At 69.9% G+C, this 24,093-nt stretch carries 28 protein-coding genes; 13 read left to right on the top strand and 15 right to left on the bottom strand.

Going from position 1 to position 24,093, the window contains the following annotated elements; genetic code table 11:
- Window positions 1-5: 5 nt before the first annotated feature.
- Entirely contained in the window at window positions 6-935 is a 930-nt protein-coding gene (locus tag GPZ80_RS27190) for an oxidoreductase (protein WP_187223934.1), read from the bottom strand.
- 59 nt (window positions 936-994) lie between these two features.
- Window positions 995-1,549 (bottom strand): hypothetical protein, encoded by a 555-nt coding sequence (locus tag GPZ80_RS27185; RefSeq protein WP_246477519.1) that lies wholly within the window; start codon window positions 1,547-1,549, stop codon window positions 995-997.
- 90 nt (window positions 1,550-1,639) lie between these two features.
- Here GPZ80_RS27185 and GPZ80_RS27180 point away from each other — a divergent pair, with 90 nt between their 5' ends.
- The 5 genes from GPZ80_RS27180 to GPZ80_RS27160 all read left to right on the top strand — a co-directional run bounded on the left by GPZ80_RS27180 (window position 1,640) and on the right by GPZ80_RS27160 (window position 4,936).
- Entirely contained in the window at window positions 1,640-2,290 is a 651-nt protein-coding gene (locus tag GPZ80_RS27180) for a TetR/AcrR family transcriptional regulator (protein WP_187223932.1), read from the top strand.
- 168 nt (window positions 2,291-2,458) lie between these two features.
- Window positions 2,459-3,385 (top strand): hypothetical protein, encoded by a 927-nt coding sequence (locus GPZ80_RS27175; RefSeq protein WP_187223931.1) that lies wholly within the window; start codon window positions 2,459-2,461, stop codon window positions 3,383-3,385.
- Entirely contained in the window at window positions 3,382-4,395 is a 1,014-nt protein-coding gene (locus GPZ80_RS27170) for a hypothetical protein (RefSeq protein WP_187223930.1), read from the top strand. Before GPZ80_RS27175 ends, GPZ80_RS27170 begins: the two co-directional genes overlap by 4 nt.
- Window positions 4,392-4,556 carry a hypothetical protein gene (locus GPZ80_RS27165; protein ID WP_187223929.1) on the top strand — a complete coding sequence of 55 codons (165 nt, stop codon included), beginning with the start codon at window positions 4,392-4,394 and terminating at the stop codon, window positions 4,554-4,556. Before GPZ80_RS27170 ends, GPZ80_RS27165 begins: the two co-directional genes overlap by 4 nt.
- An 8-nt stretch (window positions 4,557-4,564) precedes the next feature.
- Window positions 4,565-4,936 carry a hypothetical protein gene (locus GPZ80_RS27160; protein ID WP_187223928.1) on the top strand — a complete coding sequence of 124 codons (372 nt, stop codon included), beginning with the start codon at window positions 4,565-4,567 and terminating at the stop codon, window positions 4,934-4,936.
- On the opposite strand, the gene lipB is transcribed toward GPZ80_RS27160, so the two are convergent.
- From lipB to lpdA, 5 genes are all read right to left on the bottom strand, one after another.
- The gene (gene lipB / locus GPZ80_RS27155; RefSeq protein ID WP_187223927.1) at window positions 4,917-5,651 is read right to left on the bottom strand and encodes a lipoyl(octanoyl) transferase LipB; all 735 of its coding nucleotides are present in this window, start codon (window positions 5,649-5,651) and stop codon (window positions 4,917-4,919) included. The two genes, GPZ80_RS27160 and lipB, sit on opposite strands and share 20 nt — an antisense overlap.
- A gap of 9 nt (window positions 5,652-5,660) precedes the next feature.
- Window positions 5,661-6,248: a phosphatase PAP2 family protein gene (locus tag GPZ80_RS27150; RefSeq protein WP_187223926.1), complete on the bottom strand. Its 588-nt coding sequence runs from the start codon at window positions 6,246-6,248 to the stop codon at window positions 5,661-5,663.
- Window positions 6,245-7,129: a TIGR01777 family oxidoreductase gene (locus GPZ80_RS27145; protein ID WP_187223925.1), complete on the bottom strand. Its 885-nt coding sequence runs from the start codon at window positions 7,127-7,129 to the stop codon at window positions 6,245-6,247. The genes GPZ80_RS27150 and GPZ80_RS27145 overlap by 4 nt, the downstream gene beginning before the upstream one ends.
- Before the next feature lie 105 nt (window positions 7,130-7,234).
- Entirely contained in the window at window positions 7,235-8,989 is a 1,755-nt protein-coding gene (sucB, locus tag GPZ80_RS27140) for a 2-oxoglutarate dehydrogenase, E2 component, dihydrolipoamide succinyltransferase (protein WP_187223924.1), read from the bottom strand.
- A gap of 63 nt (window positions 8,990-9,052) precedes the next feature.
- Complete coding sequence (gene lpdA / locus GPZ80_RS27135) at window positions 9,053-10,423, bottom strand: dihydrolipoyl dehydrogenase (RefSeq protein WP_187223923.1); 1,371 nt, start codon at window positions 10,421-10,423, stop codon at window positions 9,053-9,055.
- A 183-nt stretch (window positions 10,424-10,606) separates the two neighbouring features.
- Here lpdA and GPZ80_RS27130 point away from each other — a divergent pair, with 183 nt between their 5' ends.
- Window positions 10,607-10,930: an oxidoreductase gene (locus tag GPZ80_RS27130; RefSeq protein ID WP_187223922.1), complete on the top strand. Its 324-nt coding sequence runs from the start codon at window positions 10,607-10,609 to the stop codon at window positions 10,928-10,930.
- Window positions 10,931-11,102: 172 nt separating this feature from the next.
- Here the strand turns inward: GPZ80_RS27130 and GPZ80_RS27125 are convergent, their stop codons facing one another.
- Window positions 11,103-12,593: a leucyl aminopeptidase gene (locus GPZ80_RS27125; RefSeq protein ID WP_187223921.1), complete on the bottom strand. Its 1,491-nt coding sequence runs from the start codon at window positions 12,591-12,593 to the stop codon at window positions 11,103-11,105.
- A 174-nt stretch (window positions 12,594-12,767) separates the two neighbouring features.
- Between GPZ80_RS27125 and GPZ80_RS27120 the strand changes: the two genes are divergently transcribed.
- Window positions 12,768-13,967, top strand: a complete 1,200-nt coding sequence (locus tag GPZ80_RS27120; RefSeq protein ID WP_187223920.1) for an APC family permease — start codon at window positions 12,768-12,770, stop codon at window positions 13,965-13,967.
- A gap of 62 nt (window positions 13,968-14,029) precedes the next feature.
- Window positions 14,030-15,124, top strand: a complete 1,095-nt coding sequence (locus tag GPZ80_RS27115; protein ID WP_187223919.1) for a branched-chain amino acid aminotransferase — start codon at window positions 14,030-14,032, stop codon at window positions 15,122-15,124.
- Window positions 15,125-15,232: 108 nt separating this feature from the next.
- Here GPZ80_RS27115 and cobS read toward each other — a convergent pair whose 3' ends face one another.
- From cobS to GPZ80_RS27100, 3 genes are read right to left on the bottom strand one after another with little or no spacing between them, the layout of a single operon-like run.
- The gene (cobS, locus tag GPZ80_RS27110) at window positions 15,233-15,967 is read right to left on the bottom strand and encodes an adenosylcobinamide-GDP ribazoletransferase (RefSeq protein WP_187223918.1); all 735 of its coding nucleotides are present in this window, start codon (window positions 15,965-15,967) and stop codon (window positions 15,233-15,235) included.
- A gap of 4 nt (window positions 15,968-15,971) precedes the next feature.
- Window positions 15,972-17,027: a nicotinate-nucleotide--dimethylbenzimidazole phosphoribosyltransferase gene (gene cobT, locus GPZ80_RS27105; protein WP_187223917.1), complete on the bottom strand. Its 1,056-nt coding sequence runs from the start codon at window positions 17,025-17,027 to the stop codon at window positions 15,972-15,974.
- 27 nt (window positions 17,028-17,054) lie between these two features.
- Window positions 17,055-17,585, bottom strand: a complete 531-nt coding sequence (locus GPZ80_RS27100) for a bifunctional adenosylcobinamide kinase/adenosylcobinamide-phosphate guanylyltransferase (RefSeq protein ID WP_187223916.1) — start codon at window positions 17,583-17,585, stop codon at window positions 17,055-17,057.
- 25 nt (window positions 17,586-17,610) lie between these two features.
- On the opposite strand from GPZ80_RS27100, the gene GPZ80_RS27095 reads away from it, so the two are divergent.
- Window positions 17,611-17,811, top strand: a complete 201-nt coding sequence (locus GPZ80_RS27095) for a hypothetical protein (protein ID WP_187223915.1) — start codon at window positions 17,611-17,613, stop codon at window positions 17,809-17,811.
- A gap of 1 nt (window position 17,812) precedes the next feature.
- Here GPZ80_RS27095 and GPZ80_RS27090 read toward each other — a convergent pair whose 3' ends face one another.
- Complete coding sequence (locus GPZ80_RS27090) at window positions 17,813-18,802, bottom strand: aldo/keto reductase family protein (RefSeq protein WP_187223914.1); 990 nt, start codon at window positions 18,800-18,802, stop codon at window positions 17,813-17,815.
- A 45-nt stretch (window positions 18,803-18,847) separates the two neighbouring features.
- Entirely contained in the window at window positions 18,848-19,498 is a 651-nt protein-coding gene (locus GPZ80_RS27085) for a DUF3043 domain-containing protein (RefSeq protein WP_187223913.1), read from the bottom strand.
- Between the two features lie 45 nt (window positions 19,499-19,543).
- Between GPZ80_RS27085 and GPZ80_RS27080 the strand changes: the two genes are divergently transcribed.
- Window positions 19,544-20,650: a glycerate kinase family protein gene (locus GPZ80_RS27080; protein ID WP_187223912.1), complete on the top strand. Its 1,107-nt coding sequence runs from the start codon at window positions 19,544-19,546 to the stop codon at window positions 20,648-20,650.
- A 130-nt stretch (window positions 20,651-20,780) separates the two neighbouring features.
- Window positions 20,781-21,146, top strand: coding sequence for a HesB/IscA family protein (locus GPZ80_RS27075; protein ID WP_091371760.1), 366 nt, complete (start codon window positions 20,781-20,783; stop codon window positions 21,144-21,146).
- Window positions 21,147-21,277: 131 nt separating this feature from the next.
- Here the strand turns inward: GPZ80_RS27075 and GPZ80_RS27070 are convergent, their stop codons facing one another.
- Complete coding sequence (locus tag GPZ80_RS27070) at window positions 21,278-21,445, bottom strand: hypothetical protein (protein ID WP_187223953.1); 168 nt, start codon at window positions 21,443-21,445, stop codon at window positions 21,278-21,280.
- Window positions 21,446-21,640: 195 nt separating this feature from the next.
- Here GPZ80_RS27070 and GPZ80_RS27065 point away from each other — a divergent pair, with 195 nt between their 5' ends.
- A complete protein-coding gene (locus GPZ80_RS27065) occupies window positions 21,641-22,576 on the top strand; it encodes a carbohydrate kinase family protein (RefSeq protein WP_376771740.1) in 936 nt (311 codons plus the stop codon).
- 345 nt (window positions 22,577-22,921) lie between these two features.
- On the opposite strand, the gene map is transcribed toward GPZ80_RS27065, so the two are convergent.
- Window positions 22,922-23,686, bottom strand: a complete 765-nt coding sequence (gene map / locus GPZ80_RS27060; protein WP_187223910.1) for a type I methionyl aminopeptidase — start codon at window positions 23,684-23,686, stop codon at window positions 22,922-22,924.
- 32 nt (window positions 23,687-23,718) lie between these two features.
- On the opposite strand from map, the gene GPZ80_RS27055 reads away from it, so the two are divergent.
- Window positions 23,719-23,982, top strand: a complete 264-nt coding sequence (locus GPZ80_RS27055) for a helix-turn-helix domain-containing protein (protein WP_187223909.1) — start codon at window positions 23,719-23,721, stop codon at window positions 23,980-23,982.
- The last annotated feature ends 111 nt before the right edge of the window (window positions 23,983-24,093 follow it).

Below are 24,093 nucleotides of genomic sequence, written 5' to 3'. Positions count from 1 at the left end.
GTGGGTCACTCCGGGTCCGGCGAAACGCCGGTCAGGTCGGCGGTCCGCTGCCACAATGTCCGGCCAAGATCGGGGTTGACCGCCGCTGCCCTCGGTTTCGCCCGGCCGGGAGCGCCGAAGATCTCACCCGGCCCGGTGGGGCCGAAGTACTCGCCACCCTGGACGTCCGGCGCCGTGGCGGCGTAGAGCTGGGGCAGCGCGCCGCGTTCGAGGGACTGGGTGATGAGCTTGTTCCCCAGGCTCACGACCTTGGAGACCACGCCGCTGAGCGGTCCGCGCACGCGCAGGCGGGCCGAGTTCACGGCCAGGTCGGTCTCGGTCATGCCGGGGTGCGCCGCGACGCTGATCACCGTGTCGCCCGCGGCGAGCAGCCTGCGGTTGAGTTCCACGGCGAACAGCAGGTTGGCGAGCTTGGACTGCGCGTACGCGCTCGCGGCGTTGTAGCCCCGGCGCTCGTAGTTCAGGTCGTCGACGTCGATGCGGCCGGAGCGGTGCGCGATGCTCGACAGCGTCACCACCCGCGCGTCCTCTACGCCGCGCAGCGCGGGCATCAGCAGCCACGTGAGCGCGGCGTGCCCGAGGTGGTTGGTGCCGATCTGCAGCTCGAAGCCGTCGGCGGTCGTGGCCTTGGGGGTTCCCATGACGCCGGCGTTGTTCATCAGCACGTCGAGTCGGTCGCCGGTGCGCTCGCGGACCTCGGCGGCGGCCTTGCGGACCGATGACAGGTCGGCGAGGTCGATCTCGAGTAGTTCGGCCGCGCCGTCGATGGCCGCGATCGCCGCCCGGCCGCGCTCCAGCGACCGGGCGCCGACGAACACGTGCGCGCCCTTGCCCGCCAGCACCTGGGCGCTGCGCAACCCTAATCCGGAGTTCGCCCCGGTGATCAGGACGGTTCGCCCGCCCAGGTCAGGGATGTCGGCTTCGGACCACGTCATCGTGCCCTCCTGGGCGTCGGCTCCCCACCGATCCTAGGAACGATGGGCTGAGAGCGCGCTCAGGCGCTCGCGACGAGCCTGCGGAACAGCTGCTCGACCGGGTGACGCCTGCGCTCGGGCCGGTCCGGCGCGCTGCGCACCAGGGCGACGAACGCCGCGCCGACCCGGGTGATCTCGTCGCGGGTCTCGTGCGGCTCGGCCAGGCCCGCGGCGAGCGCGAGCATGCGGTACTCGCTCTCGACACCCGGGCGCAGCGCGCTCGGGTAGGACTCGATGCCCTGGTCGACCAGCCTGCGCAGGACCGGGAACTCGGTGGCGGTGACGCGCCACGCCCGCGACACGGCGTCGACCAGGTCGATCGACGGGTCGCGCTCGGCTTCGGCCTGTGCCAGGCCCAGCCTGCCGGTCAGCTTCAGGGTCCACCTGTAGTGCAGGGCGAGCAGTAACTCCTCCGGGCCGGTGAAGACCTCGACGGCCTCCGGCACCTCGGCGAACGGCAGTTCCCCTGTCGGGTTGTTCTCGGCGTACTCGACGATGGCTTCCATCGCGTCGCGCCTGCGGTAGTAGTCGTTCCAGCTCATGGCTTCCTGGCTCCCCTCCGTGACCTCGGCCATACCGTGGGTTTCCGGCATACCGTCGGTACGGAACCGATACCGCCAACCTACCACGGGTACGTACCGCGGGTATGTCGTAACGTTGTGAATATGGCGACAGCGCAGTCGAGGCGAGTGGATTACAGCGAAAGCACCAGGCAGGCCTTGGTGGACTCCGCGGTGTATTTGTTCACCAAGCGTGGGTATTCCGCTACGTCACTCGATGTCATCGCCAAACGCGCCCGGGTGACGAAGGGTGCGCTCTACCACCACTTCAGCGGCAAGCAAGCCCTGTTCGAGGCCGCTTTCGGGGCCGTGGAGACGGCGGTGATGGGCCGTTTGGCCGAGGTCGTCGCCGGACCCGGAAGCGCGTGGGACAGGGCCATGGCCGGCATCCAGGCATATATCAAAATGTGCATGGAACCGTCGTATCAGCGAATCGCGATCCACGAGGGTCCCGTGGTGATGGGATGGGAACGCTGGCGTGAAGCGGAGGAACATTTCAGTTACGGGATTGTGAAGGCCGCGCTGGAGTCGCTGATCGAGGCAGGCGAAATCGAGGAATTGCCCATCGAGGTGACTACGCGCATCCTCTTCGGTGCCCTTTCGTCCGGTGCGACGATCATCGCGAGTTCTGCGGACCCGAAGAAGACGGCCGCGGAGGTCGCCACCACGATCACCCGCGTTCTGGAGGGCCTGCGCGCGCAAGCCGCACCTGAGACGGCGGACACCGTGGCCCCGGTTCGACGCCTCCGCGGATAACGTCTGGCTGGTCACGGCGATTTCCCTGGTGAGCTCACTGGGGAGGCCAAGATCGAATCGACCACGGACGTCGTCCGCGCGCCATTCACCGACCGCCCGGCACTGTCCGACCCGACCACGGCCATCCTGCTGAGAAACCGCGAACGCCAGCGGAGGATCAACACGATCGTGATGGTCGCCAACAGCGTCGCGCTTGTTCCGGCTGTGATCCAAGCCGTGGCGTTCGGCGATCTTCATCCGATTCGCGGAGGTCCACAGGTCTTCGTCCTGGCGACGTTTCTCGTGCTCCGGTGGCTGACGCTCAGCACGCTGTCCGCGCGAAAGCGCCTGCTCACGGAACAGGCTTGGCGACCGGTCTCCGCGCGGGTGATCCGCGCGGGCCGGTGGCCCGCCTGCCGGGTCGAGGTGACCGACAGCGACTCCGTCGGCGTGCTGGTGGTGCGGGGGATGACCCGAGCCCACAGTGCGGTGATCGCCCGGACCGGATCGGTCTGGCTGGTGGGGGATATCGGCAGTCTGGCGGTGGTCCGCGTGGCCGGATCGCACGAACCGTGGCTGGCGAAACCGTCGCACTGGTTCCGGTCGCCGAAACCGATGGCGGGCGAGAGCGATCCGACCATGTTGTGGGCTCGTCGGCTGCGAAGAGGCACTTTGTCGATGTGGTCGATTGTCGGCTGCATGCCGATTCTCGGGGCGGCGTTGGGTATGTGGGCAGTGCCGGACCGCCCGGGGGCTGTGTTGGTGTTCGTGCTTTCCACCACCGGCGTCATCGTCGCGGCCCTGGTCTTCGCGATGTATCGCCACCCGATGCTCCATCGGCTGCCCGAACTTGTCGAAGCAGGCCCGTGGACGGCCGTTCAGGCGAGCTCGCGGCCGTGGCGGGCGCGGATGGACGACACCGCTGCGGCATCGGTGGTGATCCGGCTCGCCGATGGGCGGACTATGACCGCCGACATTCGGTCCGCGCCGGTGGACCTGCTCGGGACGGTGTGGGACACCGGCACGCTGTGGTTCGCGGGGGAGCCCGAGCCCGGCAAGACCATGGCCGCCGGATATCCGGGCTACCCGCTGCTGGCCGTGGCGGTGATCCGATGACGCTCGCCACGCTCCACGAGCCCGCCCAAGACCAGCCCGCCATGGCCGACTGGACGACGACGATCCTGTTCGACCTTATGCGCAAGCGCGCATGGCGCCTTGTGACCGCATGCGTCCTCATCGCGGTGGTGATAGGTCCATGGGCCGCGCTCATGGCTCACGTTTTTGAAGAGAATCCCCCGTACCCGCTGGCGAGCGGCCTCGCCCTCATCTGGATCTTCGCGGCGTTCAACTCACTGTGGATATTGGGGATTCCTCGCTCGGCGCCGCTGCTGCGGACGTGGGCTTGGCGCCAGGCGCGGGCCCGTGTCGTGCGTGCGGGACGTCCGTCCTTCACCTCGCTGATCGAGTGCGACGGCGACCTCGTTCTGCGGGTCAACAGGCTGTCCGCCGCCCACCTCGCGCTCATCGCCCGGACTGGTCGGGTGTGGGTCGTCGGTTGCGACGACAAGGGCTGGGCGGCGGTTCGGGTGGACGGCTCGCACGTGGTGTTCCCAGCGCGGCGGGCCAAGGTGTCGCGGGAAGTGCCCGTGAAGGCGGAAGGCGACGTCACGGCGCTCATCGCCGCGCGGATGCGTTTTGGTGCCACCGCCCAAATCCGCTTGCTTATCGGGGTAGTGGCGTGGGCGGCGGTGATGGTCGCGCTGGATGTCCGCCTGACCTACTTGGGCGGCATCCTTGGCGCTTCGGTGGGGATGGCGGCCATGCGACGCTCCGCAGTTGTCGACCGAAAGTTGCCCGCGTTGGTGGCGGACGCCGGCTGGTGTGAGCTGCCGGTCTCGATGAACCCCTGGTTCTGGCGGGAAGACGGCACTTCGACGGCTGAGGGTGTGGTCGCGCTGCCGGACGGTCGCATGCTCGCCGTGCGGATGCCCAACGCCACTGTGGATCTGCTCGGCACTATTTACGAACGGGGAACCGTGTGGTTCTCGGCGGTGCCGGAAAGCGGGAAGACCGTGGCGGTGGGATTCCCCGGGTATCCGCTGCTGGCCGTGGCGACGATCCGATGACCATCGCCGAGCCCCGAACCGACCGGCCGGCCATGGCCGACCCGACGACCGCTGTCCTGTTCCGCGCCCATCGCCGGGACGGGTTCGTCATTGTCTTTGCCGGGGTGCTCCTGCCGTTCTGCGGCTGGTACGTCTGTCGGTGGGCGATGACGGATATTTGACGCCCCTCATGATCGGGTTGTCGATCATCGGTTCGCTGATCGGCTGGGCGATCGTGGTCTTCGGCACTCGCGAGCAACTCCTCGTCCGGCATCTGCCCAAGTTCATGGCGGGTGTCGAGTGGACGCCGTTCGAGGTGACCTTGAAGCCGTGGGGCGTCGGGCAGGGCGGGCACACGCGCGCCGACGGCCGGGTGTGGTTCGGCGACGCGACGTCGTCCCCGCTGTCGATGCCCAACGCGTCGGTCGATCTGCTCGCGGCCGCGCACGACGCCGAGGCCCTCTGGTTCTCCGAGCGGCCGGAGCCGGCGAAGACCCTGGCGGTGGGGTTCCCCGGCTACCCGCTGCTGGCGGTGGCGAAGGTCAGCTCAGTGCGAACGTGACGCCGGGGCTGGTGGGCTCCGGCTTGTCCAGCCAGTGGTCGGATACCGGAAGCGCGCCTTCGAGCGCGTCCAGCACGAGAGCGCGGGCCAGTGGGCGCACCTCGGCGACCGTGACCGTGCGGCCCAGTTCCTTCGACAGGGACGTGACGCCGGCGTCGCGGATGCCGCACGGGACGATCCGGTCGAACGCGCCCAGGTCGGCGTCGCAGTTGATCTCGAAGCCGTGCATGGTGACGCCGCGCTGGACACGGATGCCGATCGCGGCGATCTTGCGTTCCGGGCGGGTCTCGTCGGCCGGCAGCCAGACCCCGCTGCGTCCCTCCACCCGGCCGGTGCGCAGGCCCAGCTTCGCGCACACGGCGATGAGGGCCTCCTCGATGCGCCGGACGTACTGGACCACGTCGACCGGGTCGGACAGCATGACGATCGGGTAGCCGACGAGCTGGCCGGGGCCGTGCCAGGTGATCTTGCCGCCGCGGTCGACGTCGATCACCGGGGTGCCGTCGTCGGGGCGCTCGTCGGCTTCGGTGCGCTTGCCCGCGGTGTAGACCGACGGGTGCTCCAGCAGCAGGAGGGTGTCCTCCCCGGCGCCGTCGGCACGGGCGTGCGCGAGTTCGCGCTGCAGGTCCCAGGCCTGGAGGTAGTCGATGGTTCCGACCTCGCGCACCGAGACCGGTCGGGTGTCGGCGCGACAGGAGATGTTCGCTGTGCTCACCCCGCGACCTTACGCCGTGGGTTTCGGCGCGGGCAGCAGCCGCAGCGCCACGGCGGTCAGCAGTCCGACGCCGAGCACCCCGAGGGTGGCTCCGACCAGGTCCGTCAGCCAGTGCACGTCGAGGATCACCCGGCAGAGTGCGGCGAGGACCACAGCGGCCACCGACACCAGCACGGCCATCCGGACCCGCTCACGGGCCAGCCACGCGCACAGGACGACGGCGGTGAAGCCGACCGACGCCACCGACACCACGTGCCCGCTGGGGAAGCTGAAATCCGGGTAGTCCGTCGTCGGCCGGGCCCGTTCGAACACCGGCTTGACCAGCGACACCGCCCGGCACGCCGCCAGCAGGAGCGCCGCTCGCAGCAGCAGTCCGGCCCTGGGGCGCACGAGGGCCGCCGCCACCAGCAGTCCCACCACGACGACCGCGGGCAGGATCGGCCCGAGCACGACCGTCACGACCGACGCCACGCCCCGCAGCCCAAGGCCGTCGCCCGCGGTGTCGGCGACGAACCGGTCGACCTCCGGGACCGGCCCCGACACCACCAGGCCGAGCAGGACGAACGCGATCAGCAGCGCCGACCCGAGCGACCTCACTGCCCTTCGACCGCCTCCAGCGCGGCCTCGACAGTGCTGAACGTGAAGGTGAAGCCCTTGTCCAGCAAGACCCTCGGCGCGACCCGCTGGCTGAGCAGGATCTCGTCGGCCAGGTCGCCGAGCGCGGCTTTGAGCGCGAAGCGCGGCACCGTGAAGGGGGCCGGGCGGTGCTTGACCCGGCCGAACGCGGCGGTGAACTCCGCGTTCGTGGCGGGCGTCGGACCGGCCAGGTTGACCGGCCCGGCGACGTCCTCGCCCAGCAGGAACATCAGCCCGGCGATGTGGTCGTCGATGTGGATCCACGGCATGTACTGCTCGCCGCTGCCGAGCTTGCCGCCCAGCGCCAGGGAGAACAGCGGCCGCAGCGGCCCGAGCAGGCCGCCTTTGCGGGACAGGACCGACGCGGTGCGGGCCAGCGCGACCCGGGTGCCCGCAGCCTTCGCGGGTTCCGTGGCGGCCTCCCAGCGCGCGCACAGGTCGGCGAGGAACCCGCGGCCGACCGGTGCGGACTCGTCGACCGTCGAGGCACCCGTGTCGCCGTAGACGCCCACAGCCGAGGCGTTGAGCAGCACCGGCACACCGGTCTCGGCGATCTTCGCGGCCAGCACCTCGGTGGGCTCGATCCGGCTGTCGAGCAGCACCTGCTTGCGGGCCTGGCTCCACCGCCGGTCGGCGATACCCGCCCCGCACAGGTTGACCACCGCGTCGACGCCGTCGAGCACGCCGGGGTTCATCCGGCCCGCGGGCGGGTCCCACTCGCGCTCGTCGGGCGCGTGCGGAGTGCGGCGGACCAGCCGGAGCACCTCATGCCCGTCCTTGCGGAGCCTGGCGACGAGTGCGGTCCCGATGAGGCCGGACGAACCGGCGACGATTACGCGCATGCCTCGATCGTGCCGAATATCCCAAAGGGACGCTTGATCGGGTGGGCCGTGAACGCCGCTGGGCCGCCCCGGTCGGGACGGCCCAGCGGCGTGGAACGGGTGATCCTAGAGGCCGAGCTCGCTCTCGAACGCGCCCTCTTCCAGGCGGTTCTTGACCGCGGTGAGGAAGCGGCCCGCGTCGGCGCCGTCGACCAGGCGGTGGTCGTAGGTCAGCGCGAGGTAGACCATCGAGCGGACGGCGATGGTGTCGTCGCCGTTGTCGTCGGTCAGCACCACGGGCCGCTTGACGACCAGGCCGACGCCCAGGATGCCGACCTGCGGCAGCTGGATGATCGGCGTGTCCCACAGCGCGCCCTGGCTGCCCAGGTTGGTCAGGTTGAACGTCGCGCCGAACAGTTCGTCCGGGGTGACCTTGTTCGCCCTGGTGCGCTCGGCGACATCGGCGATCTTGTGCGCCAGGCCCGCGATGTTCAGCCCGCCCGCGTCACGGATGGCCGGGGTCAGCAGGCCGCGGTCGGTGTCCACGGCGATACCGAGGTTCTCCGTGCCGTGGTAGGTGACCTCGGTGCCGTCCTCGCTGATCGAGGCGTTGAGCTTCGGGTGCTGCTTGAGCGCCTCGACGGTCGCCTTGGCGAAGAACGGCAGGAACGTCAGCTTGACGCCCTCACGCTGCTCGAAAGCCGACTTGGCCTTGGACCGCAGCTTCGCGATCTTGGTCACGTCGACCTCGACGACCTGGGTCAGCTGGGCCGCGGTCTGCAGCGACTCGACCATGCGGCGCGAGACCGTCTGGCGAAGTCGCGACATCTTCTGCGTCGTGCCGCGCAGCGAGGAGTCCGGCCCGGTGGGGGCCTTGCTCGCGGCGGGCGCGGCGGCCGGGGCCGCGGCGGGCTTGGGCGCCTTGGCGGCCTCGGCGGCGGCCAGCACGTCCTGCTTGCGGATGCGGCCGCCGACACCGGTGCCCTGCACCGACGCGAGGTCGATGTTGTTCTCCGCCGCGAGCTTGCGCACGAGCGGGGTCACGTAGGGGGCGTTGTCGTTGACGGGCGCACTCACCGGGGGAGCGGCCGGAGCCTGCGGGGCCGGAGCCTGCGGTGCGGGAGCCGCCGGGGCGGGCGCGGGTGCCTGCTGAGCCGGGGGAGCCTGCTTCGGCGCCTCGGGCTCGGGGGCCTCGGCCGGAGCCGGATCCTGGGCCGGGGTCTCCGCCGGGGCAGCCCCCGCCGCCCCGATCACGCCGAGCTTGCCGCCGACGTCGACCGTGGAGTCCTCGCCCGCGGTGATCTCGAGCAGGGTGCCTGCGACCGGCGACGGGATCTCGGTGTCGACCTTGTCGGTGGACACCTCCAGCAGCGGCTCGTCGACCTCGACGGTCTCGCCGACCTGCTTCAGCCACCGGGTGACGGTGCCCTCGGTGACGCTCTCACCGAGCGCGGGCATCGTCACGTCGGTGCCCTTGGCGTTGCCGGTGGGCGCGTCCTGGTCGGGCGCGGGCCCCTCGGTCGCCGCCGAGGAAGGTTCGGCCCCGGCCCGGGGGGCGGGCTCGGGAGCGGGCTGCTCGGTGGAGGGCTCGTCGGCCGCGGGCTGCTCGGGAGCCTGCGGCTCAGAGGAGCCGGAATCGGCTGATCCATCGCCGATCACCGCGAGCTCGGCGCCCACGGCGACGGTCTCGTCCTCCTGCGCGACGATCTTCTGCAGGGTGCCTGCGACCGGCGACGGGATCTCGGTGTCGACCTTGTCGGTGGACACCTCCAGCAACGGCTCGTCGACCTCGACGGTGTCGCCCTCTTGCTTGAGCCACCGGGTGACGGTGCCTTCGGTGACGCTCTCCCCGAGCGCCGGCATCTCTACGGAGAACGCCATGGTTTCGTGGACTCCTCGTGCTTTTCTGCGTTTGGCTGACTGGTGGGCTGAGCCGTCCGGCGGTCAGCCGTGCACGTGCAGGGGCTTGCCCGCCAGAGCGAGGAAGGCCTCGCCCATGGCTTCGTTCTGGGTGGGGTGCGCGTGGATGAGCGGCGCGACGTCCTCCGGGTAGGCCTCCCAGCTGTAGATCAGCTGGGCCTCACCGATGAGTTCGCCGACCCGCTCGCCGACCATGGTCACGCCGACGACGGGGCCGTCGGGCGCCTTGATCAGCTTGATGCCGCCGCTGGTCTTGAGGATCTGGCTCTTGCCGTTGCCCGCGAGGTTGTAGACCAGCGTCTCGGCGGAGCCGTACTTCTCCTTGGCCTGCGCCTCGGACAGGCCCACCGAGGCCACCTCCGGGTTGCAGTAGGTGACCTTGGGGATGCCCGCCTCGTCGATCACCTTCGGGTTGAGCCCGGCGATCTCCTCGGCGATGAAGATGCCCTGCTGGAAGCCGCGGTGGGCCAGCTGCAGGCCGGGGACCAGGTCGCCGACCGCGAAGACGTTCGGCAGGTTGGTGCGCAGCCGCTCGTCGGTCAGGACGAAGCCGCGGTCCATGTTCAGCCCGGCCTCCTCGTAGCCCATGCCCGAGCTGCTGGGGCCGCGGCCGACCGCGACGAGCAGGAGGTCGGCGTCGAAGGTCTCGCCGGACTCCAGCGAGACGGTGACGCCCGCGTCGGTCTGGGTGGCGCCACTGAAGCGGACGCCGGTCTTGAACTTGATGCCGCGCTTGCGGAAGGCGCGCTCGACCTGCTTGGAGGCCCACTCGTCCTCCAGCGGGACCAGCCGGGGCAGCGCCTCGACGATGGTCACCTCGGCACCGAAGGAGCGCCACACGCTGGCGAACTCGACGCCGATGACGCCGCCGCCCAGGACCACGACCTTCTCCGGCACGTAGTCCAAGCCGAGGGCCTGGTCGCTGGTGACGATGCGGCCGCCGATCTCGAGGCCGGGCAGCGTCTTGGCGTAGGAGCCGGTGGCCAGCACGACGTTCTTGCCGGTGTAGCGGGTCCCGCCGACCTCGACGGTGTTCGGGCCGACGAGCTTGCCCTCACCCTCCACAAGGGTCACCTTGTTGGCCTTGACCAGGCCCAACAGGCCCTTGTGCAGGCCCGCGACGATGCCGTCCTTGTAGCTGTTGACACCGTTCATGTCGATGCCCTCGAGCGAGGTCTTCACACCGAACTGGTCGCCCTCGCGAGCGATGTCGGCGACCTCGGCGGCGTGCAGCAGGGCCTTGGTCGGGATGCAGCCTCGGTGCAGGCAGGTTCCACCGACCTTGTCTTTCTCGATCAGGATGACGGAGAGTCCTAGCCCGGCCGCGCGGAACGCGCAGGCGTAGCCTCCGGACCCGCCTCCCAGGATCACCAGGTCAGCGGAGGTGTCAGTCACGGGGTCTCCTCGACAAGCGACAGCGTTGTTTTCGGTGGGCGGGGCGCCGCGGACGACGGCTCGTCACCACACGCCATCTTGTCACTATGGGAGGCAGGCTTGCGAGGTGGCCGGGGGTCTCGGGCCCGCGCCGGGTGATTCACCGGGACAATGGACGCAGACGGAGTTTCGGAGGTGGCGGACATGGGGGTTTTCGACTCCCTGCGGCGCAAGCGCAAGCCAGGGGTGTTGCGCGGTGCGACCAAGCAGGACACAAGTCACCTGGACGCGTGGGCGGGCAGCCGTACCGGCGTCGAGGCGTTCGTGGAGCCCAAGACGAACGTGACGGATACGACAATCGTGCTGGTCGCCCACGACGGCGAGTGGACGCGCCGCCGCATCGCCGACCCGGAGGCCGCTTTCGCCTTCGCCAAGAAGCGCGCGATGCCGATCTACGAGGTCGCCAAGGTCGGCTACCCCCAACGCATGCGCGACTACATGGCCCGCCAAAAACGCCAATCCCCCTGACCCACTCCCGACACGGTCGCGAGTCCAACGTTCAGAACAACGAGTCCAACGTTCAGAACATCCGAAGTTCCAGCTCACAGTGACGTGAATGTGGAAGTCGATGTTCTGAACGTTGGACTCATTGTTCTGAACGTTGGACTCGCGACCGTGTCGGGACGGAGACTGGGTGGGGTCAGCCGTTGGTGGCGATGTCGGCGAGGACGGCGGCGAGGGTGCGGACGGGGAGGCCGGTGCCGCCGGAGGACGTGTAGCCCCACGGCTCGCCGGCGTTGTAGGCCGGGCCCGCGCAGTCGATGTGGACCCACGGGGTGCCCTCGGCGACGAACTCGCGCAGGAAGATCCCCGCGGCCAGCATGCCGCCCCAGCGGTGGCCGGTCACGTTCGCGAGGTCGGCGAGCCGGGAGTCCAGGTCCGCGCGCAGTTCCTCGGGAAGCGGCATCGCCCAGCCGCCCTCGCCGGTGGCCTGCGCGATGCCCGCCACGCGGTCGCGGAACTCGTCGGAGCCCATGATCCCGCTGGTCCGGCTGCCCAGGGCGACCAGCTGCGCGCCGGTCAGCGTCGACGTCTCGATCAGGTAGTCGGGGTTGTCCTCGCACGCGCGCACGATCGCGTCCGACAGGATCAGGCGGCCCTCGGCGTCGGTGTTGAGGACCTCGACGGTCTTGCCGCCGTACATCGTCAGCACGTCGCCCGGGCGGTACGCCGTGCCCGAGGGCATGTTCTCCGCCATCGGCACGGTCGCGGTGATCTCCAGCGGGTATTTCAGCTTCGCGGCGAGGATGACCGTGGCGATCACGGCGGCGGCGCCGCTCATGTCGGAGGTCATCTGCTCCATGTTGGCCGCGGGCTTGATCGAGATGCCGCCGGTGTCGAAGGTGATGCCCTTGCCGACGAGCGCGACCTTCTTCTTCGCCTTCGGACCCTTGTAGGTGAGCCGGACCAGGCGCGGCGGGCGGGTCGAGCCGATGCCGACGCCGAGGATGCCGCCGAAGCCACCCTTGCGCAGGGCCTTCTCGTCGAGGATCTCGACCTCGACGCCGACGGCCTTGGCCAGCGCGGCGGCCTTGTCGGCGAACGACGCGGGGAACAGGTCGTTGGGCGGGGTGTTCACGAAGTCGCGGGCCGTCGCGACGGCCTCGGCGATCGCGGTCGCGGCCTTCACGGTCGCGCGGTGGTCCTTCGCGGCGCCGTCGGTCGGGGCGGCCAGGTCGACCTTGGCCAGCTGGACGTCCTTGGACTCCGACTTGTAGCCGGTGAACCGGTAGGCGCCGAGGATGGTGCCCTCCACCGCGCCGTGCAGGTCGACGCTGGAGAGGGTCGTGGCGACCCGCTTGCTGTCGGACAGGGAGCGGGTGGCCGCGCCGCAAGCGCGCCGCACCTGCTCGGCGGTGATCTCACCGTCGACCTTGCCCAGGCCCGCGGCGACCACCACGGCGGCGGGCAGCTTGCCCAGCGTCGGCAGCTTGACGACCTCGCCCGCCTTGCCGGTGGCGCCGAGCGAGCCAAGAAGTTGGGTCAGGGACCCGTCGAACGCCGCGTCCACCAATTCGCCGCCGGGGGCGAGCGCGACGCCTGCGCCGTTCTGGACGGTGCCGATCACGATGGCGTCGACGGTGGCCTCGGACACCGGCGCGGTGGCCAGGGCCAGCTTGGGGGCGGTCACAGATGTGCTCCTCGGTCGTTCGGGGAAGGCTCGGGGGTAGTCCTCGTGAGACCCGGGCCTGCCTGATCAGACGGGTCGGCCCGGCCAGGTGGTGACGAATGCTAACGACTTGTCGAGAGGATTCAGCCGGCAGGCTGATGGAGATTTGGCAACTGGTCTGGCACGGTTGTGCCCGTGACAGCGATTGGACAGCAGGTGGCGCGGGGTGTCCGGACACCTCTCGGCACGGTCGCGGGGATGCTCGGCGCGGGTGCGCTCGCGGCGATTTCCCCCGCGGTCGCACAAGCCGGGTGGTGGGCGCTCGCCGGTCTCGCCCTCGCCGCCGTGGTCGCTTCCATGACCGCGGTCTCGCTTGCCGACCTCACTGCCGCTTCCTGTTCGCAGAGTGCGTATCTGCACGTCAGAGAGCGGTTGGGGGTTGTGCCGGGCAGGCTGGCCGGGGTCCTCGGCCTCGCCGGTCGGATCGTGGCGATCGGGGCTGTCGCGAACATGGTGACCGCCTATGTGGCTCCGACCGGATCGGCCGGGCTGCTCATGATCCTGCCCATCTGCGTGGCCTACCTCTGTCACGCCTTGGGCGTCCGGCTGTCGTCGTCGCTGTGGCGGGCGGTGGCCGTTGTGTTGATCGTCACACTTGGCGTTGTTGTGGCTGTCGGCCTCGCCATCGCCCCGGCCGAGCACCTCACGATCAGCCAATCGGGCGACATCGGATCGAGTGACGCGACCGGCATCCTCGCCGCCGCGGGACTGCTGTTCTTCTGCTTTGCCGGTGTGGACCGCCAAAGCGGCCGCGGGGCGCGCTCGGCGGTGGCGGCGGTCGGGATCGCGAGCCTGGGAGTGCTGCTGGTCATGATCGTGGCGCTACGCCAGCTCGGCGGCGCGCGCCTGGCCCTCTCGCCCGTCCCGCTGCGCGACACGCTGGCCGCCGCCGACGCGTCCGCCCTCGACCTCGTCCTGACCATCGGCATGGCGGCCGGGGGGATCCTCGCGCTCTACGTCCTGGTGGGGGGAGCGATGGATTTCGCTCTCGACATGGGCGAGACGGGCGACCTGCCCAAGCTCGGCGGCTGGCTCGGGCCCGTGATTCCCCTCGCGGTCGCCGCGGGCGGAGTCAGCATCTTCCTTTCCGCCGCCGACGCCGTGGCGCTGGCGGCGTGTCTGGTGCTCGTGTCCTACGCGTTCGTCAACTCGGCGGCCCGCTCGCTGTGCCGGGCCCAGCGGTCCACCCGGGTGCGCACCGGGTGCTGCGGTCTCGCCCTTTCGGTGATCGTCGCGGTCAACATCAGCGTGGTCTCGTTGCTCAGCGCGGTCGGAGTGGTGGTCGTGGGCACACTGTTGTGCACGCTGAGTGCACGAAGGACTGATCGCGCTTAGTAGCACGTCCAAACATCGGGATACCGATTTTCCAGTCGGCGCGGGAGAGATACCGTTCTCCCATGACGCCTACGTTGCCGTTCACACGGACTCCCAACCCCCAGCCGGCCACCCCGGAAAGGGTTGCGGAGGTACTGGCCAAGCCAGGCTTCGGGCAGCACTTCACCGACCACATGGTGACGATTCGCTACTCCCGCGAGCACGGCTGGCATGACGCCCGAGTCGAGCCCTACAGCTCGATCACACTCGACCCTTCCGCGATGGTCCTGCACTACGGTCAGGCGATCTTCGAAGGCCTCAAGGCCTATCGGCAGCCCGACGGCTCGATCGCGTCGTTCCGGCCCGAGGCCAACGCTGAGCGTTTCCGCGCCTCGGCCCGCCGGATCGCTATGCCGGAACTGCCGGATGAGCTCTTTCTCGAGTCGATCAAGGAGCTTGTCTCCATCGACTCGCGATGGGTTCCGGCCGCGGACGAAGAGTCGCTGTACTTGCGGCCGTTCATGATTTCCATCGAGGCCGGCTTGGGGGTGCGACCCGCGTCGGAATACCTGTACGTGTTGATCGCCTCGCCCGCCGGATCCTATTTCGCGGGTGGAATCAAGCCGGTGACGGTGTGGCTGTCGACGGAGTATGTGCGGGCGGCGCCGGGCGGCACCGGGGCGGCGAAGTTCGCCGGGAATTACGCGGCTTCGCTGGTGGCGCAGGCGCAGGCCGCCGCCGAGGGCTGCGATCAGGTCGTGTGGCTCGACGCCGTCGAGCGGCGGTGGGTGGAAGAGATGGGCGGGATGAATCTCTTCTTCGTCTTCGGCGATCGCATTGTGACGCCGGAGCTTTCCGGTTCGCTGCTTCCGGGCATCACTCGGGATTCACTGCTGCAGTTGGCTGTGGATCTTGGATGCACGGTGGAGGAGCGGCGGATTTCCACTGAGGAGTGGGAGAAGAAGGCCGAGTCCGGCGAGTTGACCGAGGTGTTCGCTTGCGGGACCGCCGCTGTGATCACTCCGGTGGGGCATGTCAAGCATGCCGGCGGCACGTTCAGCATTTCCGGTGGCGCTACTGGGTCTGTTACTTCTCGTCTTCGTTCCACGCTGACTTCTTTGCAGCGTGGTGCCGGTGATCCGCATGGGTGGATGTCCACCCTGGTTGCTGCTGAGTAGTCCCTCTTTCAGAGTGACTATGGCCGGACTCGGTATGTCAAAGGCGAGAAAATGCCTTGACCTACCGAGTCCGGTCATGTTTCGCCTCGGAGAGGTGTGTGGTCTGGGCTACGGGCTTAGCGTCGTTGTTACGAGGACTATGGCTGTGGTCAGTTCACAGGTGGCGCCAAGTGTGTCGCCTGTTATTCCGCCGAATCTTTTTATTGTGTGGCGGATGAATGCCGCGGTGATAATGGCGGCCAGGAGGATCGCGGTGGGAGCGAGCCACCGATTGTCCGTTATAGCGAGCGTTGCCGCTGCCGTGAGTGCGGTGAGCCAGCCTGCTGGAATCCACCAGGGTTGGGTGCCTGCGACGAGGGTTCCCAGGCCCTCTGGTCTGGCAGGCTGTAGGCCCTTCAGGCAGCACGCGGTGAAGGCTGTTCTGCCTGCGGTGATGGCCAGGACCGCCGCGGGCAAGCGGTCTGGGGTGAGGGCGGCGAAGGCCGTTGCCTGGGCGCCAAGGACGACAATCAGGGTGACCACGGCGAAGGGGCCCGCGCCGCCGTCTTTCATGACTGCCAAGGCTCGTTCCGGTGGGCCGTAGCAGCCCAGGCCGTCCGCCGTGTCCGCCAAGCCGTCCAGGTGCATTCCCCTGGTGGCCAGGGCCAGGAAGCCCACCGTGAGCAGGCCCGCCAGCAGTGGGGGCATCCCCACCTTGTGGGCCGCGTAGAGCAGGCCTGCGGCGGTGAGGCCCAGCAGCAGGCCGACCAACGGGGCGACGGCAATCGCTGTGCGTGCGGCGGTGCGGTCGACCTTGTTCGTGTGGAACGGGAGGACCGTGAGCCAGGACAGCGCGAGCCGCATCCGACTACTCCGGCCGCTCGGTGACTCCGGCGTCGGTGAAGGTGGCCATTTCGGCGAGGATTCGGGTGGCCATGGTGACCAGGGGGATCGCCGCAGCGGCGCCGGAGCCCTCGCCCAGGCGCATGTCCATCTCCAGCAGCGGGGTCAGGTTGAGCTGGTCCAAGACCAGGGTGTGGGCGGGCTCGACCGAGCGGTGGCCCGCGACCCACCACAAGGACGCGCCGGGGGCGAGTTCCTCGGCGACCAGGGCGGCGGCGCCCGCCACGACGCCGTCGAGGATGACGGGGGTGCGGCGGACCGCGGCCTGGGCCAGGAAGGCGGCCATCGCGGCGATGTCGGCGCCCGCGGCGGTGCGCAGGAGGGCTACCGGGTCGGCGCTGACCTTGCGGGCCCGGCGCAGGCCGTCGCGGATGGCGGTGGCCTTGCGCATCCAGGCGTTGTCGTCGATGCCGGTTCCGCGGCCCACCACGGCCACGGGCTCGGCGCCGGTCAGGGCGGCGATCAGGATGGACGACGGGGTTGTGTTGCCGATGCCCATGTCGCCCGCCACCAGCAGGTCCGCGCCGCCGTCGATCTCCTCGTCGGCGATGGCCCGGCCCGCGGCGATGGCGGCTTCGACCTCGTCCTGGGTGAGGGCGTCCTCACGGTCGACCGAGCCCGATGCACGCCGCACCTTGTGCGCGGTGACCTGCTCGGGCAGGCCCTCGCCATCGGAGTCCACCGCCATGTCCACGACGCGCACGGTGGCACCCGCCTGCGCGGCGAGAACGTTGATGGCGGCGCCGCCGGTGAGGAAGTTCGCGACCATCTGCGCGGTCACTTCGCTCGGGTAGGCCGACACTCCGTGCTGGGCGATGCCATGGTCGCCCGCGAACACCACGACACGGGGACGGGTGAACGGCTTCGGCGGGCACACACCCTGGCAGGACGCGACCCAGACGCCGAGTTCCTCCAGCTTGCCGAGCGCCCCGAGCGGCTTCGTCAGGGTCTCGTGCCTGGCCACGGCCTCGCGGCGGGCGGCTTCGCTGGGGGGTTCGACGGGTGGGAACACGGTGCTCACCGCGAGCTACCTCCGGGTGTCAGGAACTCACTTCAGCCGCAGCGGCAGGCCCGCGACCAGGAGCAGCACCTCGGTGCACACCTCGGCCAGGGACGCGTTGACCGCTCCGAGCTCGTCGCGGAAGAGCCTGCCAGAGCGGGTCTCCGGGATGACACCCAGGCCGACCTCCGCGGAGACGATCACCAGGCGCGCGGCGCAGTGGGCGGCGGCGGTGACCAGGCGGTCGCGCTCCGGGGTCAGATCGACGCTCTTCTCCCAGGCCCGGGCGTCGTCGAGGGCGCCGGTCAGCCAGGTCGCGATGTCGTCGACCAGCAGCGGCGGGTCCTCGGGGCGGGCCGCCTCCAGCGCCGCCACCAGGGCGTCCGTGTCCGGGGTCTCGATGGTCCGCCACGACGCCGGGCGGGAGGCGATGTGCCGGTCGATCCGGGCGTCCCAGTCGGCGTCGCCGTCGATGCGCCGGCCGGTCGCCAGGTAGGTGGCCTCGGTGCCGGGCAGCAGTCCTTCGGCGTGCGCCGACTTTCCGGAGCGCGCCCCGCCCAACACAAGCGTCCTGTTCACGGCGCGGCACGTTACCGTTGGTGGCGTGAGCTTCCGCTGGCGGTACGAGAACGCTTCAGGCACCGAGGTCGAGGGTCCCGACAAGGCCTTCGACGACCAGACCGAGGCCGAGGAGTGGTTCAGCGCCACTTGGCCGCAACTCCTCGACCTCGGCGTCGACCAGGTCTACCTGGTGGAGGGCAACATCGAGATCTACGGCCCGATGAGCCTGCACCCGCCCGCCTGACTCAGGGAGTCTGGGTCAGCCGGGGGTCGCTCTCGATGACACCCTTGAGCACGTCGTCGATCTTGGCCAACAGGTCGGCGTCGAGCTTCACCCCGGCCGCCTTGACGTTCTCGGTGACCTGGTCCGGCCGCGACGCGCCGATGATCGCCGACGCCACGTTCGGGTTCTGCAGCACCCACGCCACGGCGAGCTGGGCCAGGGAGAGATCCGCTTCCTTTGCCAGCGGCTCCAGGTTCTGCACGGCGCTGAGGACGTCGTCGCGCAGCCAGCGGGAGATCATGTTCTTGCCACCGGACTCGTCGGTCGCCCGCGACCCGGCGGGCGGCTCCGCGCCCGGCTTGTACTTGCCGGTGAGCACGCCCTGGGCGATCGGCGACCACACGATCTGCGAGATGCCCTCCCGCTCGCACGCGGGCACGACCTGCTCCTCGATGACCCGCCACAGCATCGAGTACTGCGGCTGGCTGGAGATCAGCGGGACGTTGAGCTCACGGGCCAGCGCCGCACCGCGGGTGATCTGCTCGGCGGTCCATTCCGAGACGCCGATGTAGAGGACCTTGCCCTGCCGCACGAGGTCGGCGAAGGCGAGCATCGTCTCCTCCAGCGGCACCGTCCGGTCGTACCGGTGGGCCTGGTAGAGGTCGACGTAGTCGGTCTCGAGCCTGCGCAGCGAGGCGTGCGCGGACTCCATGATGTGCTTGCGGCCCAAGCCTTTGTCGTTGGGACCGCCGGGGCCGGTCGGCCAGAAGACCTTGGTGAGGATCTCCAGCCCCTCGCGGCGCTCACCCTTGAGCGCGCGCCCGAGGACGGACTCGGCCTTCGTGTTGGCGTACACGTCGGCGGTGTCGAAAGTGGTGATGCCCGCGTCGAGGGCGGCCCGCACACAGGCGTGCGCGGCGTCTTCCTCCACTTGGGACCCGTGGGTCAGCCAGTTGCCGTACGAGATCTCACTGACATTGAGGCCGCTGCGGCCAAGGCGACGAAACTCCATGAGACCGACACTAGTGAGAATCGACCGACCCCGTCGCGCGAGAAATCAGCTGATGGGGTCGCCCGGGCCCACGCGCGGCTTGGGGGCGCGGAGTTTGCGGATCTGGGTCGCGCGGACGAAGGCGTACCAGCCGATCGAAGCGCCGCGGATGGTCTCCTTGGGGAACTTCGCGCGGACCAGGCGGGTGATGCGGCGGCCGTTGATGACGGCCTCGATGACCATCATGATCAGCATCGCCAGCGACGCGAGCGTGGCGTACTGCTGCACGGCCAGCGACGGCACGACCATGGACACGATCACCACACCGGCCAGCGGCATGAACAGCCCGAGCAGGTTGCGCTTGGAGTCGACGAGGTCGCGCACGTAGGCCTTGACCGGCCCGCGGTCACGCGGCATCAGGTACTTCTCGTCGCCCTCGAGCATCCGCCTGCGGCCTTCGAGGCGCTGCTCCTTGCGCTTGGCGGCCAGCGCCTTGCGCTCCTCCTTGTTGCCCCGCGCGCGCTTCATCGCCTCGCGCGTGGTCTTCGGCGGCGGCGCGACCGGTCCGCGCCTGCGCGCTTCGGCCTCACGACGCTTCGGGGTCGGCCTGCCCTTGCCGGGGGTGTGGGCCTTGGGGGCGTCCTCGCCGACGGCGACGGCAGCCTCCTCGACCTGCGAGTCGGTGCTGTCTGCTGAGTTACGGCGAAGGAACCTCACAGCGACAAGGGTAGGACAGGGCCGTTGATCGCTACGCTGCGGCTCATGCGAGTTGTCATCGCCCCGGATTGCTTCGGCGGCACCCTCACCGCCGCGCAGGCCGCGGACGCCATCGCCACCGGGTGGCGACGCGGCGCGCCAGACCACGAACTCATCCTCCGGCCCCTGGCCGACGGGGGGCCCGGCTTCGTCGACGTGCTGCACACAGCCATCGGCGGAGTCCTGCACCGCACCACCGTCACCGGCCCGCTCGGCGCCCCCGTCGAAGCGAAATGGCTGATGCACGCCGGGGTCGCCTACATCGAGACCGCCGAGGCCGCGGGCCTGCACCTGGTCCCGCGCGAACGTCGGGCCGAGCTGTGCGAGCGGGCCACCACGCGCGGGGTGGGCGAACTGATCGCCGCCGCACGGGACCTGGGCGCCCACGAGATCGCCGTCGGACTCGGCGGGTCCGCCACCACCGACGGCGGCTCCGGCGCGCTGGCCGCGCTCGGCCTGGTCGCCCTCGACAAGGACGACAAGCCGGTCGAGCCGGGCTCGCTGGTCGACTGCGTGCGGCTGGACGGCCATGCCGACGTGGGCCGGGCGACCCTCATCGCCGCCGCGGATGTGGAGAACCCGCTCCTCGGCCCACACGGCGCCGCCGCCACCTTCGGCCCGCAGAAGGGCGCCGACCCGGCCGCCGTCGACCGGCTCGAACGGGGACTGACCGTCTGGGCGGACGTGCTGTCGGCGCGATCAGAACGTGACAAGCGCGACACCCCGGGCGCCGGGGCCGCGGGCGGGCTGGGCTACGCGCTGCTCACCCTGGGCGCCGAATCGGTGTCCGGGGCCAACCTGGTCTCCGGCGCCACCCAGCTGGCAGGTGTCATCGGCCAATCCCGACTCGTCGTCACCGGCGAAGGCAGCTTCGACTGGCAATCGCTGCGCGGCAAGCTCGTGACCAGCGTGTCCGGTGTCGCCGCCGCCCACGGCGTGCCGTGCCTGGCGCTCGCCGGACAGGTCGCCGTCGGCCGCAAACAGGCCGCGGCGGCGGGCATCGAGGCGGCGTACTCCGTCTCCGACCACGTCGGGTCGGTGCGCAGATCCATGGCCGACCCGGCCGGGACGCTGACCGAACTGGCCGAGCACGTCGCCAAGCAGTGGCGTTGACCGGCCCGGCAGCCTGAAGCCGCTGTGCCATCATGGAGGGTGGAACAAATCGGCACGTAACCTTGTTGGTGCCGGGTGTACCGCCCGCGTGGGACTTCGCTCCCGCGAGGAACCTGACTTAGGGAGAACGATGACGACCGCTCAGGAGAACACCGCCGAAGCGGCCACCACCCACGGTGTGGAGCTGACGGACGCCGCCGCGGCGAAGGCCAAGGCCCTGCTCGAGCAGGAAGGCCGCGACGACATGCACCTGCGCATCGCCGTGCAGCCGGGTGGCTGTGCGGGTCTGCGCTACCAGCTGTTCTTCGACGAGCGCTCGCTCGACGGCGACCTGCTGCGTGAGTTCGGCGGCATCAAGGTCGCGGTCGACCGGATGAGCGCCCCGTACGTCCAGGGTGCTGTCATCGACTTCGTCGACACCATCGAGAAGCAGGGTTTCACCATCGAGAACCCCAACGCAGGCGGCAGCTGCGCCTGCGGCGACTCGTTCCACTGAGACATGGCGCCCCCTCCGGGGCGCGGCTCGATCGCTTTTGAGGTGACGAATCAGGGCCCCCGCGACACGACCGACTGCGTCGGCGTGCCGCGGGGGCCCTGATTCGTCACCGCGATCGTGCTTTGTTCGAGCTAGACGTACTCGTCGAGGTCGGCGACCTGGGCGGCGCAGTTGTCGTCTACCGTCCAGTGGGCCGCGCGTGACCTGGGGATGGCCGCCGGGTCGGCCATCAGCGAGGACGGGATGGCCGCGCAGTCGGCGATCAGCTCGTCCATGGTGTCCGGTTCGGATGTGCTCACGTCGTCGACGTTAGGCACGCTGACGAGTCCGGCACAGAGGTACTAACCGGTAGTGTTCAACGGTGACCAAATGCCACCCGAGCGGGTGGCATCGACCAGCTCGCGCCACCGATGTCGACACCGCAGTCGACCAGCCAACAGGGAGAAGGCCTCGTGCCCGTTGCCGTCACCGGAAGCATCGCGACCGATCACCTCATGCACTTTCCCGGGAGGTTCGCCGAGCAACTCGTCGCGGAGCAGCTGCACCGGATCTCACTGAGCTTCCTCGTCGACGACCTCGTCGTCCGCCGCGGCGGTATCGGCGCCAACATCGCGTTCGGCATGGGCGTGCTGGGTTGCTCGCCGATCCTCGTGGGAGCCGTGGGCGACGACTTCGCCGACTACCGCTCCTGGCTCGAGCGCCACGGCGTCGACTGCTCCGGCGTGCGGGTCTCCGAGGTCGCCCACACGGCCCGGTTCGTCTGCACCACCGACGACGACATGTGCCAGATCGCCTCCTTCTACGCGGGCGCGATGTCGGAGTCCCGGCTCATCGAGCTGCTCCCCGTCGCCGACCGGGTGGGTGGCCTCGACCTGGTCCTGATCAGCCCGGACGATCCCGAGGGCATGCAGCGCCACGCCGAGGAGTGCCGCACCCGCGGCTACACCTTCGGCGTCGACCCCTCGCAGCAGACCGCGTGGATGAACGGCGAGCAGCTCAAGACCTTCATCGACGGCGCCGACTACCTGTTCACCAACGACTACGAGTGGGAACTGCTCCGGCAGAAGACCGGCTGGTCGGAGGCGGACATCATGTCCCGCGTCGGCATGCGCATCACCACCCTCGGCGAGAAGGGCGTGGAGATCGTCGGCTCCGACGGCTCCGTGCTGCACGTCAGCGCCGTGCCCGAGACCACCAAGGCCGACCCGACCGGGGTGGGCGACGGTTTCCGTGCCGGTTTCCTGGCCGGTCTGACCCAGGGGCTCAGCCTCGAACGGTCGGCCCAGCTCGGCTCCTTCATCGCGGTGCTGGTCCTGGAGACCGTCGGCCCGCAGGAGTGGACCTTCGACAAGGACGAGGCTCTGAGCCGCATCGGCGGCGCGTTCGGCCCCGAGGCCGCCGCCGAGATCGGCGCCGTGCTTCCGGGCTGAATATGAGCCAACACCGCAGGTCGGAAGTCCTTACCGGCCGATGACCATCGGTCCTCCAGGCCCTCCGTCCCCGTCCCTTCAGGTGTCGGGGACGGATCGGTTTGGCGGGACGATGCCACCTCACTGACTTTCCGCCTGTACCCCGCTGCCCGCCTCGGAGCCCGCGGCGCGGCGGGGCAGACGCCGCCCTCGCCCGCACCCTCCCAAGTCGGGCTGATCCCCTGGGGCGATGCTGTGGCTCGGCACGCCGACACGTCCGCCATGGCGAATCGTGAGGCCGCGTGGGTGGCGCACCCGTACGGGCTGTGGGAGGACCTGTGTGCCGACGGTGCCGCGCCCGTGTGATCACGCGGTGAGGACACGCGGGCCGTCGTCGGTGATGGCGACCGTGTGCTCGGCGTGCGCGGCGCGGCTGCCGTCGGTGGTCCGCAGGGCCCAGCCGTCGGGGTCGACGCGGTAGGTGTCCTTGCCGCCCGCGTGGAACATCGGCTCGATGGCCAGCACCATGCCCGCGCGCAGGGTCATCCCGCGGCCGGGGTCGCCGTCGTTGGGCACGCTCGGCGGCTCGTGCATCGCCCGGCCGATGCCGTGTCCGCCGAAGTCCTCCGGGATGCCGTAGCCCGCCGCGCGGCCGATGGCGCCGACGGCGTGGGCGAGGTCGCCGAGTTTGCGCCCGGGCACGGCGACCCGGATCGCGGATTCGAGTGCCTCGTTCGCGGTCCGGATGAGGTCGAGATCGGCCGGGTCGGCCGCACCGACGACGAAGGAGACCGCGGCGTCACCGTGCCAGCCGTCGATGTTGGCGCCGAAGTCGACGCTGACCAGGTCGCCGTCGGCGAGCGGGGTCTTATCGGGGATGCCGTGGACGATGACGTCGTTGACCGACGCGCAGATCACGGCGGGGAAGGGCGTGGGAGCGAAATGCGGGTGGTAGTCCAGGAACGATGACTTCGCGCCGTGCTCGGCCAGCACGGCCCGGGCGACCTCGTCGAGGTCGAGCAGCCGCACACCCACCGCCGCGGCCGCGCGGACGGCGGCCAGCGCCGCCGCCACCACCTTCCCGGCGGCTCGCATGGCGTCCAGTTCCGCGGGGGTCTTCAGCTCGATCATGCGGATAACTATACCGGTATTACTATGACGGTATGGTGCGACCACCGCTGACGCCGTTCGAGCGTGACCGAGGCGAACTCCTGGGCCGGATTCTGCGCGACGCGCGGGCGGGCCGCAGCATGGTGGAGGTCGCCGCGCACGCGGGCATCTCGGTCGAGACGTTGCGCAAGATCGAGCGGGGACGGGTACCCACGCCCGCCTTCTTCACCGTGGCGGCGATCGCCAATGCGGTGGGACTGTCCCTTGAGGACTTGATCGCCAAGACGGCAATCGACCCAGGACGCATGAGCGCCTGACCTCGCCGAGCACGCGAGGTTTGTCCACAGCACGGCCGAATCATCCACAGGAATCCGCACACGGACGGCGAAACCCCCACCCACCGATAGACTGGCCAAGGGCAGCCCCCC

It is taken from the genome of Actinokineospora xionganensis (assembly GCF_014323725.1).
Lineage (GTDB): Bacteria > Actinomycetota > Actinomycetes > Mycobacteriales > Pseudonocardiaceae > Actinokineospora > Actinokineospora xionganensis.
This window is presented reverse-complemented; position numbering and strand designations above follow the sequence as displayed.

Bases quoted from the DNA above. Each gene is read 5' to 3' on its own strand.
- map (WP_187223910.1), bottom strand. From the start codon at position 23,686: ATGATCGAGCTGAAGACCCCCGCGGAACTGGACGCCATGCGAGCCGCC.
- GPZ80_RS27130 (WP_187223922.1), top strand. From the start codon at position 10,607: ATGGGGGTTTTCGACTCCCTGCGGCGCAAGCGCAAGCCAGGGGTGTTG.
- GPZ80_RS27165 (WP_187223929.1), top strand. From the start codon at position 4,392: ATGACCATCGCCGAGCCCCGAACCGACCGGCCGGCCATGGCCGACCCG.
- GPZ80_RS27055 (WP_187223909.1), top strand. From the start codon at position 23,719: ATGGTGCGACCACCGCTGACGCCGTTCGAGCGTGACCGAGGCGAACTC.
- GPZ80_RS27065 (WP_376771740.1), top strand. From the start codon at position 21,641: ATGCACTTTCCCGGGAGGTTCGCCGAGCAACTCGTCGCGGAGCAGCTG.
- GPZ80_RS27160 (WP_187223928.1), top strand. From the start codon at position 4,565: ATGATCGGGTTGTCGATCATCGGTTCGCTGATCGGCTGGGCGATCGTG.
- GPZ80_RS27145 (WP_187223925.1), bottom strand. From the start codon at position 7,129: ATGCGCGTAATCGTCGCCGGTTCGTCCGGCCTCATCGGGACCGCACTC.
- GPZ80_RS27190 (WP_187223934.1), bottom strand. From the start codon at position 935: ATGACGTGGTCCGAAGCCGACATCCCTGACCTGGGCGGGCGAACCGTC.
- GPZ80_RS27185 (WP_246477519.1), bottom strand. From the start codon at position 1,549: ATGGCCGAGGTCACGGAGGGGAGCCAGGAAGCCATGAGCTGGAACGAC.
- cobS (WP_187223918.1), bottom strand. From the start codon at position 15,967: ATGCGGCTCGCGCTGTCCTGGCTCACGGTCCTCCCGTTCCACACGAAC.
- GPZ80_RS27180 (WP_187223932.1), top strand. From the start codon at position 1,640: ATGGCGACAGCGCAGTCGAGGCGAGTGGATTACAGCGAAAGCACCAGG.
- GPZ80_RS27090 (WP_187223914.1), bottom strand. From the start codon at position 18,802: ATGGAGTTTCGTCGCCTTGGCCGCAGCGGCCTCAATGTCAGTGAGATC.
- GPZ80_RS27170 (WP_187223930.1), top strand. From the start codon at position 3,382: ATGACGCTCGCCACGCTCCACGAGCCCGCCCAAGACCAGCCCGCCATG.
- GPZ80_RS27115 (WP_187223919.1), top strand. From the start codon at position 14,030: ATGACGCCTACGTTGCCGTTCACACGGACTCCCAACCCCCAGCCGGCC.
- GPZ80_RS27075 (WP_091371760.1), top strand. From the start codon at position 20,781: ATGACGACCGCTCAGGAGAACACCGCCGAAGCGGCCACCACCCACGGT.
- GPZ80_RS27080 (WP_187223912.1), top strand. From the start codon at position 19,544: ATGCGAGTTGTCATCGCCCCGGATTGCTTCGGCGGCACCCTCACCGCC.
- sucB (WP_187223924.1), bottom strand. From the start codon at position 8,989: ATGGCGTTCTCCGTAGAGATGCCGGCGCTCGGGGAGAGCGTCACCGAA.